We start from the raw sequence: 16,103 nt of genomic DNA on the forward strand, positions 1-16,103 counted from the left end.
TTTTTTCTATTTAAATTCTAATCCAATTCATTGCTAATGTACAACAATAAGAGGGGTAAGCATCTAAATTGATGTAAAATAAACGTATCCTTATTCTAAAACCTGAAGCGTAAATTCTCGAGTTGTGGATTCTGAACAAGTAGGACTACCATCAAAGCCATTGATATCGAAACGCTCTACAAAGAGTTCAATCTGAAATCGATAGTTCCCCGCTTCTTCCGGGATTCCGAAAATCTCTACGGACCTCCTATTGAAATCAACAAAAATTCCCGGAGGGAGGTCACCAAAAACATCGAAGAAATAGTCGTAGTCATTATCATTGACCTCATTGTTTATCTGAGCAGTAATTCTATCCTGATAGCGCTCTCCAACAACACCAACAAGCAATCTTCTTTCATTGATTTGTGGTTCGATGTTAAAAACACATTCCAAAATCTCGTCGCAACCGTAGAAAAGAAACGCAAACGAAACCGCAATGCCAATCCTGAATAATCGTATACTTTTTACCATGTTTTTCAAGTATCAAAAAACATGCCATCACTTACAGCTTGTAATGGTTGAGCAACAGTCTTTCGTAAAGTTTATCGGGTAATATTCTTTTTAAGCTTAGGGAAAACTTTTGCAAAAAAGCACCTACCGGGTTATGTACCTTCGGTTGGTTTTGCTGAATGATGCGGAATATTTTTCGAGCCACATCCATAGGGTCTCCCCCGGAATCCACATGCTCATCCATGGAACTTAACGCACTGGAGTAGGCTTCTTTATAAGGAGAATCTTCCAACAATGGAGCATGGTATCTGCCTGCGGCAATGTTCGTTGCAAAATCACCAGGAGCTACGTTGGTAATCTTTATACCAAAACCTTTGGTTTCCATACGGATGCTTTCCGTAAGTATGCCTAATGCCCCTTTTGAGGCGGAGTAGAATCCGCGGTAGGGCAATCCCATAAAACCAGCTATTGAAGTAATATTGATGATAAGCCCTGAATTCTGCTTTCGCATCTGCGGAAGCACGGCCTTCATCATCCGCACTGGTCCGTAAAAGTTGATATTAAATACATTATTAATGGCATCCTGTGGGGTTTCTTCAGCAGGGCCTGTAATGCCCACACCAGCATTATTGATAAGAATGTCCAGTCTTCCCTCCTTTTCCAACACCACCTCCACAGCGCGTTGGGCACTAGCATCCTCGCGCACATCCAAGTCAATCAATTTAAAAGCTTTGAATTCAGGATATTGTTGCACAGAACGGGCAGTACCGTAAACTTGATATCCCTTTTCGGCCAAAAAAGTACCTATGGCCTTTCCAATACCCGAAGAACCTCCAGTGATCAACACAACTTTGCTATCCATGAAACACGAATTTTGAAGGGGAACAGTGCATAGTTAGGTAAATTTAGGGAACAAAAAAAGGCAAGCTACCTACATCGCACCGCTACGACCGCATACCCTTGCTGCGTTCCCACCCTGGGGGATTTTGCAGGAGCTGGTCGTGTAGGACTTGCCAAATGCAAATATACGACCTTTTAAATTTGTCGCAATCCGTTTTCCTCCTTAATTTCGATGGAGAATCACATATAATGCAAGAAGTATTGAAAACCATGACGAAACTACTAAGCGCTGCATTTGTTCTTTTTTTTATGGCCTGCGGTGGAAAAGGTGACCCGACCACTTTTTTCGAAATTCAATTGGAGGGAAATCAAAAAAAAGTACAGAATGGAGGGCTAATCGGGGTTGCCATCAGCAATAAGAAAAAGAAGGAAATCAATAACATCACCTATTTGCTGGACAATAAGGAACTAAGCCTTGCCAATGGAAAAATCACCTTGAGTTCTGAAAAATTGGGCAATAAACTGCTAAAAGCCAATATCAACTATGAGGATGGTGAAACCATTGAGGTATCGAAGAAAATACAACTCCTTTCCGCTACTGCTCCGGATATTTACACCTATGAAATTCTGAACACCTATCCGCATGACCCTTCAGCCTACACCCAGGGACTTGAATTTAGCCAAGATACCTTGTATGAAAGTACGGGACAGAAAGGTTCTTCAACAGTAAGAAAAGTGGATTATAAGACGGGTAAAGTTTTACAGAAAATCGATTTGGACAAATCCGTTTTTGGAGAAGGTATTACCCTGCTAAACAATCAATTGTATCAACTAACTTGGCAAAGTGGTCTAGGGTATGTGTACAACCCCAACACCTTGGAGAAAATAAAAAACTTCAGCTATGGGGAAAGCCGTGAAGGTTGGGGCCTGTGTAACGATGGGCAACAAATCTATAAAAGTGATGGTACGGAACGTATTTGGCATTTAGACCCCTCCAGCCTTCAGGAACTGGGGTACATAGAAACGGTGACCAACAAATCCATTTTTAATAAGGCCAACGAATTGGAATATGTGGATGGGAAAATCTATGCCAACGTGTATCAAAAGGAAAGTATGATGATTATTGATGCCACCTCTGGAGCCATTGAAGGGGTTGTCAATTTTGGTGGACTTAAATCCCAAATAGTGCGGGGGCCAGAATGGGACGATGTAAACTCCGTGCTCAATGGTGTAGCCTATCACAAAGAGCGGGGCACTTTTTTTGTTACAGGAAAAAATTGGGATAAACTTTTCGAAGTTTCCATCAGGAAAAAGCAATAGATGCAGGTCTATGAAAAAACCCTTATTGTGCAGTCTGATGATTTGGATGAGCTAAATCACGTCAACAACATTCGGTACATTGATTGGGTCCAACAAATCTCCAAAGAACATTGGGAGAAAGTGACCACACCAGAAATTCGAAATGAACTCATTTGGGTGGTACGCAAGCATGAGGTCAACTATTTCAAATCGGCTGTTTTGCATGATGAAATTGTCCTACGAACCCATATTGCTCAAAACAAGGGCCCGATTTCCACTCGGATTGTGGAGGTTTGGGACAATAAAGCCAACACCCTTTTAGTTAAAGCTAGTACGGATTGGTGTCTGTTGGATGCATCCACCTTCCGTCCAAAACGAGTACCTGAGCATATTGCGACCCTATTCCAATAATGTGGCCCAAAAGTTCCTAACATATATACTTTGTATTCTCTTGCTATCTGCAACGGTCTTCTGGAGTTCTTGTCGAGAGGATTTTGAGTTTGAGACCAACTCGGGCAATCTTACCTTTTCCAAAGACACGGTTTTTCTGGATACCGTTTTTACCAACATTGGGAGCGCCACCTATACCTTAAAAGTATACAATAGACTAAACCAGGATATCTCTATCCCATTTGTAGGTTTGGAGAATGGCCCCAGCAGTAGTTATCGTTTGAACGTGGATGGTGTTGCTGGCAAGGAATTCCAAAATGTTCCTTTATTGGCGAGGGATAGCCTTTTCATCTTCGTGGAAACTACTTTTGATGTCACACCCACCGGGGAAACTGAATTCTTGAACACAGACCGCATTCTTTTCGGCGAAGGAAGTGCTCAACAGCATGTGGACTTGGTTACTTTAGTAAAGGATGCCGTGTTTCTATACCCAGCAACCAATGCTGATGGCACTCGTGAAACCATCCCAATAGGACTGGATGAAAATGGAAATGAAATTGTCGTAGAAGGATTTGTTCTAGAACCCGCTGAACTCAACTTTACCAATGAAAAGCCCTATGTTATCTACGGCTATGCAGCTGTGGACAATGGTGAGGTGTTGAACGTTGCCGCCGGTGCAAGGGTACATTTTCATCGTAATTCCGGAATGGTCATCAATTCCGGTAGCTCCTTGCAAATCACAGGAGGGTTGAGCATGGACCCAGAACTTTTGGAGAACCAAGTGATTTTTGAAGGAGACCGATTGGAACCCACATTTGCCGATGTACCGGGGCAATGGGGCGCTCTTTGGATTCGCTCTGGTAGCGTGAACAATAACCTGCAAAATCTGACCGTAAAAAATGCTACGGCTGGACTTATTGTTGAAGGGGATATTAATAACCCTGCGGCTACCGTTACACTCATCAATACCCAAATCACCAATAGTTTGGATTTTAATTTATGGAGTGCCGGCGCAAGAATTTCTGCCTCCAACTCGGTATTTGGCGGAGCAGGTGCTACGTCGGTACGATTAGGAAATGGAGGTGACTACCAATTTGTGCACTCCACAATTGCCAATTACTGGGGCAATGGGCCAAGAGGTGGGGTAGCTTTAGCACTCGACAATGAAGATGCCGACCTACAACGAGCGGAGTTTACAAACTCCATAGTAGACGGTTCATCCCGTTTAGAGCTTTCCTTGATTCAGAACAACAATTTTGCCTTCAATTTCAGGTTTGTACATACCGCCATTCAATTTAATGATACTGGTGGGAATTTTTCAGGCAACCCTTTATATGATTTTGATAACGAAACCTTCTATCTGAATACCATCATCAATGGAGATATGGATTTCCAATCTCCATTTCAAGATTCATTTTTACTTGGGGTTCAATCCGATGCCATTGATGCGGGTGACCCTAGCACACTTCCTTTATTCGCCAACGATATTTTGGGCAATCCAAGGGATGCAAATCCCGACCTCGGAGCATACGAATTCGCGCCCGAGAATTGATTTATTGAAGGAAATCTCCGAAATTTTACAGAAAAATCATGGTTTTTGGGGGAAACCTACAATTTTTTTAAGGTAAAACTGCAATGGGTTTGTTTTAGGCCTTAGTAACTTGCACCCAGTGTTTTACGCATGGATTATACCTACGCCATAATAGATTCGGACGCCAGTTCCAAACTCCAGCTACAAGTATATTTGGAGGAGTTTGACGATTTTGTCTGTGCCGGGTTTGCCCAGAACTCCGTGGAAGGCCTCAATACCATTTTGAAGTTTTCTCCAGATGTGGTTTTGGTAAATCTGAACACGGATAGCATGTCCTATTTTCAGATGGTTACGGAACTGAGCCAGTACATGAACTCCCTTCCGCTGATTATTGGCTACTCCACCTCCACAAAATATGCGTACAATGCTATTAAAAGTGGGTTCTTTGATTATTGGATACTGCCCCACAACGAGTTCGATATTCGTAAGACGATTTTCAAGTTAAGAAAGCAGCATCCCAAAGAGAACTTCCCTTCTACTATCTGTCTTAAATCCTATAACGACTACCGTTATCTGGACACCAAGGAGATTCTCTATTTAAAATCGGACAACAACTCTACCGATTTCTTTTTGGCCAATGGCAATGTGGTAAGTGCATTTAAAACCCTTAAATCCTTTGAGGAGCAACTGCCCGAAAACTTTATCCGCATTCACCAGAGCTATATTTTGAACAGCAGATACGTCTCCCGTATCAACTATGGCAAAAGTCTGTGTACCCTGCGCAATCCCAAAGAGCAGGAAATCCCATTTTCCAAAAAGTACAAGCAGCGTATAGATCAACTTAAGGAAAAACTGTCCAAAAAGGCTGTAGGCGCCTCCAATTAAACCAATTCTAACAGAATAGGTCCAAATACCACCATTTTCCCACCAAATACTAAGATTTTAACATTTTGAGCGGTCGCCCAAGGGGTCAAAAATATATTAGCCACTAGAAAACTAACATACAAACTATTAAACGGGATTATTATGAAAAAAGTATTTGGTATTGTAGCTGTGGCCTTATTTTCAGTAGGTTTATTCTCTTGTGAAGCCGAAACCAATGTAGAGGATACAGAAGCCCTATTTGAAACCTTGGAAGCGGATGGGAATTCCGTCGATGGAAATGGTAATTACGACCCTGAAAGAGGCTAAAATAAGTCTTCAAACATATCGAGAACCCCAAATCCCTTCAGATTTGGGGTTTTTTAGTACCTTGTAGTAAAAGAACTAGGCTTTTGCCCTATTTTTCAACAAAGCAGTATTGAAAAAGTTATCATTAGTTGTCTTATTATCAGTTCTTTTCGCTTGCAATGATGTAACCAACGATACGCAAGTTGAGAATTCTTCCGTAATACAAGCTATGGAAAACGTGCGTATTGCTAAAGACAGTGCCGAATTACCTCTTGAAGTCAGAAAAGAGTATTTACAACAAGGTTATCAACTTTTACAGGAACACGCTAATGATTCAACCTATCTTAAAAACCTTTCCCAAGTTTCAATTGCCGGTTACAAACTGAAGGATTCTCTGTTTTATCGAGATATTTACAAAGAACTATCCAGCCGTGCATTGGAAAGTAACGATTACATGATCTTAGGAGAAGCTAATTGGGATATGGCTTCTTTTTTAAAAAGTTATCAAGTAATTGATAGCGCATATTACTACCATCAGTTGGCCTATCAAAGTTTTGACAAATTATCTGCAAGTCCATCCAAAGACTACTTAAAAGCAAGAATGCTATACTCAATGGCTTTAGCCCAAGATAAATTAAAGGACTATTTGGGAGCGGAAAGTAATACCACTAGAGCTATAAAGACTTTTGCAGAACAAGAGAACAATCTTATGCTTTATGGAAGCTATAACTTATTGGCTAGTATCCAAAGTGGATTTAAAAACGAGGAAAAAGCCTTAGAATATCTCCATAAAGCAGGGGAATATCTTGAAAAAGTAGATAATGAAAACTTGGTAAGACAGAACAAGAATAATATTGCCCTAAGATATCTGCGCAAAGGGGATTATGAAAGTGCCATTCAAGCCTATGAACCATTACTTCAGGATAATGATTTCAAGGAACAAGACCCAGAGTTGTATTCAAAAGCTTTAGTAAGCCATACCTATGCGCGTTTTAAATTAGGGGAAACTCACGAAGAACTTAATCAAAGGTATTTACAAGCCATCAATACCTTCGTGGACATTGACAAAACAAAAGATTTAGGGTGGGCTAAACAATACTTGGCTGAACTTTTGCTGGTTCAGGGCAAACGGAATGAAGCAATTGAGTTGGCTAAGGAAGTAAATCTATTTGCCGAGGAAACCCAAAATAATGACAGACGTCTGGAGGTACTTAAGTTCCTGACTGAAATAGACACTGAAAATGCAGTGGCCTACTCCACCGCGTACTATAATCTCTCTGAGCAACTTAAAGAGGAGGAGCGCACCACACGGGATAAATTTGCCCGCGTTCGTTTGGAAACGGACCAAGTTATTGAGGAAAATGAAGTGCTTTCTCGACAAAAGCAGATTTGGATTGGTGTCACTTTGGGCTTAATCCTTCTGGGGATTGCGTTGATGACCATTATCTCCCAACGCATCAGCAACAACCGTTTAAAATTCCAGCAAAAGCAACAGGAAAGCAATCAAGAAATCTACAATTTGATGCTAGCCCAGCAGGGAAAATTTGAAGAGGGCAAAAAGTTAGAACAAAAACGCATTTCGGAAGAATTGCATGATGGTATCTTGGGTCAAATGCTGGGTATTCGGCTGGTGCTCACCGGACTTAATGAAATGGTGGATGAAAAATCTGTGGAACAACGCGCAGAGCTGATTGAAAAATTGCGCGATACCGAGGAGGAAATTCGTACCATTTCGCACGAATTGAATAATGCTTCTTATCAAAAAATTCATAACTTTATTGTATCCCTCGAGGATATGATTAACTCCATTGGAGCCTCTTCGGGGATAATATGTTCTTTTACCTACGACCCCCTTTTGGAATGGGACAGCTTGGAAGGAGATATTAAAATCAACGCCTACCGAATTGTACAAGAGTCTCTGCAGAACTGTGTCAAGCATGCCCAATGCGAAAACGCCTCGGTCAACTTTGAATGTGAGGGCAACACCCTTAAACTAAGTGTACAGGATGATGGCGTGGGCTTTGACATGAATAAAGGGAAAAGAGGTATAGGGCTTAGGAATATTATTTCTAGGGTAAAAAAGGTGAACGGAACCTTTGATATTGACAGTAAAAAAGGAAAGGGAACGACCATAAAAGTGAACATTCCTTTGAATTATGCCCAAAAAAGTGATATTCTTGAGGACTTGGAATTGAAACAATCGATAAAGGCATAACCCCCAAACTAAATAATTGACGACAACATGAAAACACTTAGAATTTTAGCCATTGATGATCACGAAATGACCATGTTGGGCTACAAGTTTATCTTGGAACGCATTGTTTTTGAGGGACACTCCATTATTGTGGATACCGCCAACACCTTTGAAATGGGAAAACGGATGATTGAGGAATCCGTTACTTCCTTTAAATATGACATCCTCTTTCTGGATGTACAGATGTACCCACCCAACGAACATCAACCCCAAACCGGAGAAGATTTGGGTATTTTGGCGCGCAAGCTGGTGCCTGAATCCAAAATTGTTTTCATGTCCTCCTTTAGTGACAATTATAGAATCAACAGCATTCTTAAATCGGTTGACCCGGATGGTTATTTGGTCAAAACCGATATTGACCCCAAAACCTTGGAGGATGCCGTAAAAACGGTAACGCTTAATCCGCCTTACTATTCATCCAAAGCCTTGGGTGCCATCCGAAAGAAGATGACCAATGATATTAGCTTGGATGAAAAGGACAAAAAGATTCTCTATCATCTATCCATCGGCACCAAAAACAAGGATTTGGAGAAATTTATACGACTTTCCCCCTCTTCCATCGAAAATAGAAAGAGGCATTTGAAATCTTTATTCGGCACCGAAAACGAGAATGATCTTGCACTAATTTTGGCCGCCAAAAACCGAGGATTTATCTAAAGAATTTTATAAAGGTTTTCCCTACAATTATGTTAACCCCTTGATACAAAGGCACGTTAAAATAGAGGCGAACACTATAAAACCCGTAGAATTTTTAAGGATTTCGTGCAATCCTAAGAAAAACATTCGTTATAACTTTGATATACCTGACCGATTTTAAAAAGTCATGTATGCAACCAAATAAAAAACGAGGTTCCCATTTTCCAATTAGTGGCATAAAAACCTTTGTGACCTGTGAGGGCATTGAGGCATTTTTAAATGTTTTGGAAAGAGAATTTTTTGCAGAGATTTATGCCGAATGCCGCTATGATGTCAATAAGGAAAGAACAGATTTGATTCTTGACATCTACTGTAACTTTGGGTTGACCGAAAGTCTACATCATTTTAATAACGGTAGTTGGGGTGGAATGTCAATCAACAAAGATTCCCATTGCCCATCACGTTTTGACGAGGCTTTTCAGAAGCTATTCAAGGACAACAACCACGCCATAGACATCGCCGAACTGTCCTTACATTTTAAAGACACCTCCGTTGTAGTTAGTAGAATACAGGATTATAGCATTCCCGAGGAACTTGGGAGCATTATTTATACGTTGAGTGAACACTTCGTGTATTTTACCAAAGGACTTACGGAAATGCCCTATGAGATTTTTGTGCCTGTCTTCGAAGATATTGACCAGCATGCCCTGGAAGCCGAGGGACAAAGAGGACAGTACTATGATTTTTGGGGGCTTTACTTTAACGACGAAATCAACCACGATGTGCTGATCTATGACCTAAAATCCAAAACACTTAAAAAGGAAGACTTTTTCCTTTTGGATTGATAACCATATAAATTCCTTAGGCTTAACCTAGGAACACCCTTCAGATTATGTATTGAAAAGAGGTCTGTGCGTCATTAAGGCATGGACCTTTTCTTTTATTCTTGAAATACTTGCCTCATCTTCAGGCTTCATCAATACTTCGTCTATCAACTCCACAATGGTTTCCATATCGGATTCCACCAATCCCCTAGTGGTAATGGCTGGTGTCCCAAAACGTATTCCCGAAGTAATGAAGGGAGATTGGTCATCAAAAGGCACCATATTTTTGTTGGCCGTGATAGCTGCTTTTTCCAACGCTTTTTCTGCATCCTTACCAGTAATACCTTTATTTCTAAGGTCGATAAGCATCATATGGTTATCCGTTCCACCAGAAATTACTTTGTAATCTTTGGACATAAAGGCCTTGGCCATCGCCTCAGCATTCTTTTTCACTTGAAGCATATAATGGAGGAAGTCATCCGAAAGCGCCTCACCAAAGGCAATAGCCTTAGCGGCAATAATATGCTCCAGTGGCCCGCCCTGATTTCCTGGGAATACGGCCAAATCTAATAATCCGGACATCTTTCTCAGGTTTCCATTTTTCAATCGAATACCGAAAGGGTTTTCAAAATTCTCACCCATTAGAATAAGTCCACCACGTGGCCCTCGAAGGGTTTTGTGCGTGGTAGTCGTCACAATATGGCAATGTGGGATAGGGTCATTCAAAATTCCTTTGGCAATCAAGCCAGCCGGGTGGGATATATCGGCCAATAAAATGGCATTCACACTATCGGCAATCTCCCGAAAACGGGCAAAATCCATATCTCTGGAATACGCTGAAGCTCCAGCTATAATCAGTTTGGGTTTTTCCTTGTCCGCAATTTCTTGAATCTTATCATAATTCAACATCCCTGTTTCCTTATCCACCCCATAAAAAGTAGGACGGTATAATTTTCCAGAGAAATTAACCGGAGAACCATGGGTCAAATGTCCTCCATGCGCCAAATCAAAGCCAAGAATGGTATCTCCAGGTTGCAGGCAGGCATGATACACCGAAGCATTGGCCTGGGAACCTGAATGCGGTTGCACGTTGGCATAGACTGCACCAAAAAGCTCCTTTGCCCTTTCAATGGCCAGAGTTTCTATTTCGTCCACCACTTCGCACCCTCCATAATAGCGCTTTCCCGGGTAGCCTTCGGCATATTTATTTGTCAACACCGAACCGGCTGCCTCCATTACTTGAGGGCTTGTAAAATTCTCGGAAGCAATCAATTCGATTCCTTCTACCTGTCTTTGTCTCTCCTTCTCAATTAGGTCAAAAACAGTTGTGTCTTTCTGTATTAGGACTTCAGCTTTCATCCTTCAAAAATACAAAGAGAAATAAGGAATCCAACCAAAAAATGCCGTAACCCAAGAGATATTATCCACTAAAAATCAACAATTGGAAATTAGGGTGTACCCTATTGAAAATGCTTAAAATCAGTGCATTTCATCGAAAATATACTACAGTTGAACCCAAAACGTTACTAAAGTGTGGCTTTTTGGCACGCCGGTTGAATACAACTAGAAAATCATTAAACCAAAAACGATGAAAAAAACTCTACTTTATAGCGCCATTTTGCTAATGTTTGCCTGCGGGGGAGTAAAGAAAACCCAAGAGGCTGTAAACAGCGGTAACTATGTAACGGCCATGAACAAGGCCATTAAGAATTTAACTGATAATAAGAGCAGAAAAGGGCACCAAGCCTACGTTACGCTCTTGGAAGATGCCTTTGCCAAAAACGCGGAAAGGGAACTGGAGCAAATCAGTTTTATGGAAAAAGATGGGAATCCTGCCAATTTGGAGACTATCTATAGAAAATACAATGCCTTAAAAGACATTCAGGCTAGAATTCAGCCCCTGTTGCCCCTTTCTATATATGAAGAAGGTCGTGAGGCCCGTTTTGACTTTGTCAATTATGACAATGCTATTTTAGACACCAAAGAACAGCTTTCATATTATTTGTATACCAATGCGGGTGATTTGTTGAAAAATGCAAAATCCAAGCAAGATTATAGAAATGTCTTCAATGATTTGAAGTATTTGTCTGAAATCAATCCGGGATATAGGCAAACCGCCCAGAAAATGGACGAGGCCTACCAAAAAGGATTGGATTATGTAAAGGTTCAAATAGACAATGAGACCCAACAGATTATTCCAGAACGTTTGGAAACTGAATTGTTGGATTTCAACACCTTCGGAATTGATAATTTCTGGACCAAGTTCCATTCCAATCCGCAGAATGGTATGGATTATGACTTTGCCTTGAACTTAGGATTTAGGGAAATCAATATTTCTCCTGAGCGCGTAAATGAGAAGCAAATTGTACGTGAAAAGCAAGTCAAGGATGGTTACGAATATCTGTTGGATAACAATGGAAATGCTGTAAAAGATAGTCTAGGAAATCGAATTAAAGTAGATAGACTAAGAACGGTTACCTGTAACTTTTATCAGTTTACACAATTCAAAAGCGCTCAAATTGGAGCTAAGGTAAGCATCACTGATTTGTCCAATGGACAGGAAATCAACTCCTATCCCCTATCAAGTGAATTTATCTTTGAGCATATTTATGCCAATTACAAAGGAGATAGAAGGGCTTTGGACAATGATTTGGTTGCCTTATTGGATTTGGCTGCGGTTCCGTTTCCTTCCAATGAGCAAATGGTCTACGATGCAGGTGAAGACCTGAAAGCTCGACTAAAAAGTATTATACGAAGACATCAATTCGATTAATAAAAAAGCCCCGCGAATCGCGGGGCTTTTTCTTTATACATATTCTTTAAGGTCTATATCTGCAATGGCCCCGTGGGAGGTATGGAAATAAACTTCCCCGTCTTTAACTATAAGTAATTGGGGAGATTGGTGCATTACACCAAACTTAATGGCCACTTCGTTGGAAACATCCGATGGGCATGCAAATCCAAAAAATGTAAATCCACTGAGTCGTCCAAATTGTAGGAACCTGTAAACATATTCAACACCATTCTGCTGATTCCACAGGTGGTCGAATGCTTAAAAATAAGTTGGGGTTTACTTTTGGATTCTTGAGCTATATCATCCAATTGACCTATGGAATCCAAAGGCTTCCAGGGTAAAGCGTCTGATTTCTTCGTATTGTTTTCCTTGTTCCCGAAAAAGCTGTCAAAAATTCCCATACAATCTATTTAATAGATAGGTCGGTAAGCTTTATAAAGCTTACAAACTGCCGAAATGTCTTTTGTTTTCAAGGGTTTAGCGCCATTTTGTCTGCTTCAATGCCTTGGTAAGGTTGTTGTCTTTTTCAAACAAAAGATTGAAAATGAACTTTAACAATTTTACAATAAAATCACAAGAAGCCATACAACAAGCGCAACAAATTGCGCAGGGATATGGGCATCAACAGATAGAAAACGAACATTTGTTCAAGGCTATCATGGAGGTTGACCAAAATGTTTTGCCGTTCATTTTAAAGAAACTGAATGTCAATACCACTTTGGTAGAACAAATTTTAGATAGAGAACTGGAAAGCTTACCCAAAGTATCTGGAGGAGATATCATGTTGTCTCGAGAAGGGGGCAAATCATTAACCGAAGCCAGCACCATAGCAAAGAAACTTGGGGACGAATACGTTTCCATTGAACACCTGCTTTTGGCAATCTTCAAGTCAAAAAGTAAAGCAGCCCAAATGTTGAAGGACCAAGGAGCCACCGAAAAAGATTTAAATGCTGCTATTCAAGAACTTCGAAAGGGAGGTAAGGTTACTTCGCAAAGTGCTGAGGACACCTATAATTCCCTGGACAAATATGCCAATAACCTGAATCAACTGGCTGACAATGGGAAATTGGACCCCGTAATCGGTAGAGATGAAGAAATACGCAGGGTGTTGCAAATACTCTCCCGAAGAACCAAAAACAATCCTATGCTTGTAGGTGAACCTGGTGTGGGTAAAACGGCCATAGCTGAAGGTTTGGCACACAGAATTGTACAAGGTGATGTTCCAGAAAACCTCAAGGATAAAATAATTTATTCTTTGGATATGGGAGCTTTGATTGCAGGGGCCAAATATAAGGGTGAGTTTGAAGAACGATTAAAATCCGTAATTAAAGAGGTTACCACATCCGATGGGGATATTGTCCTTTTCATTGACGAAATCCACACCTTGGTCGGTGCTGGAGGTGGACAAGGTGCCATGGACGCCGCCAATATTTTGAAACCTGCTTTGGCCAGAGGTGAGCTACGCGCCATTGGAGCCACTACTTTGGATGAATACCAAAAATATTTTGAAAAGGATAAGGCCTTGGAACGCCGTTTCCAAAAAGTGCTCATTGATGAACCGGATACCGAAAGTGCCATTTCTATTTTAAGAGGAATCAAGGAAAAGTATGAAGCTCACCACAAGGTGCGCATCAAAGATGAGGCGGTGATATCAGCAGTAGAGCTTTCTCAACGATATATTACCAATAGATTCCTCCCTGATAAAGCCATTGACCTTATAGATGAGGCTGCATCGAAATTACGGATGGAAATCAACTCGAAACCCGAAGAATTGGATGTGCTCGATAGAAAAATCATGCAGTTGGAGATTGAGATTGAGGCCATTAAGCGAGAAAACGATTCGGCCAAATTACAAAGTCTAAACCTAGAGTTGGCAAATCTGAAAGAGGAACGAAACGAGATATTTGCACAATGGGAAAGTGAGAAAAGTGTGGTGGACAATATCCAGAAAACCAAACAGGACATTGAGAATTACAAGTTGGAAGCCGAACGTGCAGAACGCAATGGGGATTATGGCAAAGTGGCTGAGTTACGCTACGGAAAAATCAAGGAATCCCAGGAACGTTTGGAGAAATTGCAAGAAGAACTAGCTTCCCAACAAAGTGCGGGCACACTCATAAAGGAGGAAGTAACCAATGAAGATATTGCAGAGGTTGTGGCCAAATGGACTGGGATTCCAGTAACCAAAATGCTGCAAAGCGAGCGCGAAAAGCTATTGAACCTAGAAAATGTACTACATAAAAGAGTTGTAGGTCAACAAGAAGCAATTGAAGCCGTGTCTGATGCAATTCGTAGAAGTCGCGCTGGTTTACAGGATACCAAGAAACCCATAGGTTCCTTCCTATTTTTGGGAACCACTGGGGTTGGTAAGACGGAACTTGCCAAAACTTTGGCTTCCTATCTTTTTGATGATGAGAATGCCATGACCCGAATTGATATGAGTGAATATCAAGAGCGACATGCTGTAAGTAGACTGGTTGGAGCTCCTCCCGGATATGTGGGCTATGATGAAGGAGGGCAGCTTACAGAAGCGGTGCGCAGAAAACCGTATTCCGTTGTGCTTTTGGACGAGATTGAAAAAGCCCATCCTGATACGTTCAACATTCTTTTGCAGGTTTTGGATGAAGGAAGACTTACGGACAACAAAGGCAGGGTGGCCGACTTCAAGAATGCCATTATCATCATGACCAGTAATATGGGAAGTCATATTATCCAGGAAAAGTTTGAAGATGTTGCAGATAACTTGGACAGTGCTACCGAAGCGGCTCGGGTAGAAGTTATGGGGCTGTTGCGGAAAACAATCAGACCAGAGTTTCTAAACAGGATTGATGATATCATTATGTTTACTCCTTTGAGCAAGTCCGATATTAAGGAAATAGTTGGATTGCAATTAGATCATCTGAGAAAATTGGTTGGCAAACAGAACATTACCTTGGATGCCACTGAAGAGGCCATAGCCTATCTGGCACAAAAAGGGTACGACCCTCAGTTCGGTGCTAGGCCTGTTAAACGATTGATTCAAAAAGAAGTGCTTAACAACCTCTCCAAGGAGATTTTGGCAGGAAGAATTACCACGGACAGCATCGTCCTTTTGGATTCTTTTGATGACAAACTGGTATTCAGAAACCAGAACGAGCTTGTAGAGTAACTTTTAACGACCATAAATCACTCAATGCCCCTGTTTTTGTTAAAATAGGGGCATTTTCTTTTTAAAATACCATGCAGTATATCTTTTTTATATCTTCGCTAGGACCATACCAACCCAGACCATATGAGTAAGAAAGCAGAAAGAACCACCGCTTACATCATAGAGACTGTGGCTCCCATATTTAATAAGTTTGGATACGTGGGCACCAGTATGAGCGATATTACTGAGGCAACAGGACTTACAAAAGGTGCGATCTACGGTAATTTTGAAAACAAAGAGGCCTTAGCGCTTTCCGCCTTTCAATACAATCAAAAACAATTATTGGCTGTCATTGATGAAAAACTCAATGTTGAGGGAGGTTCGATGGACAAGATATTTTCTTTGATTCGTTTTTACCGCCAATACGATGTGTTTACCCTCCCCTTTGGCGGGTGTCCCATTTTGAATGTTGGAGTCGATGCGCAAAACAACAACAGGCTTTTAGCAGCTGCGGTAAAGGAAACGATTAATGAGATAGAAGGAAAAATAGCTTTGGTATTGGAAAATGGTGTAAATGCCAACGAAATAAGAATACCTGTTCCCCCCTTACAATTTGCCAAACAACTGTTTACCATGCTACAGGGTGCCATTTCCATGGCCAGCATGACTCGTGACAGAAAATATCTGGTCAACACTATTGCCTATTTGGAGCATTTGGTTCAAAAAGAAATTCTTAATTAAGCACTAAA

14 protein-coding genes, 1 other RNA gene and 1 pseudogene are annotated in these 16,103 nt (G+C 41.0%); 11 read left to right on the forward strand and 5 right to left on the reverse strand.

Annotated features, from left to right (window positions below; translation table 11 throughout):
- Positions 1–90: 90 nt before the first annotated feature.
- The 3 genes from ACSLUF_RS09800 to ffs form a co-directional block, all read right to left on the reverse strand.
- Positions 91–510 carry a hypothetical protein gene (locus tag ACSLUF_RS09800; RefSeq protein ID WP_435622604.1) on the reverse strand — a complete coding sequence of 140 codons (420 nt, stop codon included), beginning with the start codon at positions 508–510 and terminating at the stop codon, positions 91–93.
- Positions 511–541: 31 nt separating this feature from the next.
- On the reverse strand, positions 542–1,351 hold the full coding sequence (locus ACSLUF_RS09805) for an SDR family oxidoreductase (RefSeq protein WP_435622605.1): 810 nt from the start codon (positions 1,349–1,351) through the stop codon (positions 542–544).
- Between the two features lie 55 nt (positions 1,352–1,406).
- Positions 1,407–1,505: signal recognition particle sRNA small type (ffs, locus tag ACSLUF_RS09810), an RNA gene on the reverse strand.
- 94 nt (positions 1,506–1,599) lie between these two features.
- On the opposite strand from ffs, the gene ACSLUF_RS09815 reads away from it, so the two are divergent.
- From ACSLUF_RS09815 to ACSLUF_RS09850, 8 genes are all read left to right on the forward strand, one after another.
- Entirely contained in the window at positions 1,600–2,649 is a 1,050-nt protein-coding gene (locus ACSLUF_RS09815; RefSeq protein ID WP_435622606.1) for a glutaminyl-peptide cyclotransferase, read from the forward strand.
- Entirely contained in the window at positions 2,650–3,039 is a 390-nt protein-coding gene (locus ACSLUF_RS09820) for an acyl-CoA thioesterase (protein WP_435622607.1), read from the forward strand.
- Complete coding sequence (locus ACSLUF_RS09825) at positions 2,981–4,570, forward strand: choice-of-anchor Q domain-containing protein (RefSeq protein WP_435622608.1); 1,590 nt, start codon at positions 2,981–2,983, stop codon at positions 4,568–4,570. Before ACSLUF_RS09820 ends, ACSLUF_RS09825 begins: the two co-directional genes overlap by 59 nt.
- A gap of 129 nt (positions 4,571–4,699) precedes the next feature.
- A complete protein-coding gene (locus tag ACSLUF_RS09830; RefSeq protein WP_435622609.1) occupies positions 4,700–5,434 on the forward strand; it encodes a LytR/AlgR family response regulator transcription factor in 735 nt (244 codons plus the stop codon).
- A gap of 141 nt (positions 5,435–5,575) precedes the next feature.
- Positions 5,576–5,740 carry a hypothetical protein gene (locus ACSLUF_RS09835; RefSeq protein ID WP_435622610.1) on the forward strand — a complete coding sequence of 55 codons (165 nt, stop codon included), beginning with the start codon at positions 5,576–5,578 and terminating at the stop codon, positions 5,738–5,740.
- Between the two features lie 109 nt (positions 5,741–5,849).
- A complete protein-coding gene (locus ACSLUF_RS09840) occupies positions 5,850–7,934 on the forward strand; it encodes a tetratricopeptide repeat-containing sensor histidine kinase (protein WP_435622611.1) in 2,085 nt (694 codons plus the stop codon).
- A gap of 27 nt (positions 7,935–7,961) precedes the next feature.
- Positions 7,962–8,630, forward strand: a complete 669-nt coding sequence (locus ACSLUF_RS09845) for a histidine kinase (protein WP_435622612.1) — start codon at positions 7,962–7,964, stop codon at positions 8,628–8,630.
- A gap of 170 nt (positions 8,631–8,800) precedes the next feature.
- On the forward strand, positions 8,801–9,454 hold the full coding sequence (locus ACSLUF_RS09850; RefSeq protein ID WP_435622613.1) for a hypothetical protein: 654 nt from the start codon (positions 8,801–8,803) through the stop codon (positions 9,452–9,454).
- Between the two features lie 45 nt (positions 9,455–9,499).
- Here the strand turns inward: ACSLUF_RS09850 and glyA are convergent, their stop codons facing one another.
- Positions 9,500–10,792, reverse strand: a complete 1,293-nt coding sequence (gene glyA, locus ACSLUF_RS09855; RefSeq protein WP_435622614.1) for a serine hydroxymethyltransferase — start codon at positions 10,790–10,792, stop codon at positions 9,500–9,502.
- Between the two features lie 229 nt (positions 10,793–11,021).
- On the opposite strand from glyA, the gene ACSLUF_RS09860 reads away from it, so the two are divergent.
- Positions 11,022–12,206, forward strand: a complete 1,185-nt coding sequence (locus ACSLUF_RS09860; RefSeq protein ID WP_435622615.1) for a hypothetical protein — start codon at positions 11,022–11,024, stop codon at positions 12,204–12,206.
- A gap of 33 nt (positions 12,207–12,239) precedes the next feature.
- On the opposite strand, the pseudogene ytxJ reads toward ACSLUF_RS09860, so the two are convergent.
- Positions 12,240–12,628 (reverse strand): annotated as a pseudogene (gene ytxJ, locus ACSLUF_RS09865) (bacillithiol system redox-active protein YtxJ).
- Between the two features lie 143 nt (positions 12,629–12,771).
- Here ytxJ and clpB point away from each other — a divergent pair.
- Positions 12,772–15,375 carry an ATP-dependent chaperone ClpB gene (clpB, locus tag ACSLUF_RS09870; RefSeq protein ID WP_435622616.1) on the forward strand — a complete coding sequence of 868 codons (2,604 nt, stop codon included), beginning with the start codon at positions 12,772–12,774 and terminating at the stop codon, positions 15,373–15,375.
- Positions 15,376–15,498: 123 nt separating this feature from the next.
- Positions 15,499–16,095: a TetR/AcrR family transcriptional regulator gene (locus ACSLUF_RS09875; protein WP_435622617.1), complete on the forward strand. Its 597-nt coding sequence runs from the start codon at positions 15,499–15,501 to the stop codon at positions 16,093–16,095.
- The last annotated feature ends 8 nt before the right edge of the window (positions 16,096–16,103 follow it).

It is taken from the genome of Flagellimonas sp. (assembly GCF_965601775.1).
Classification (GTDB): Bacteria; Bacteroidota; Bacteroidia; order Flavobacteriales; family Flavobacteriaceae; genus Flagellimonas.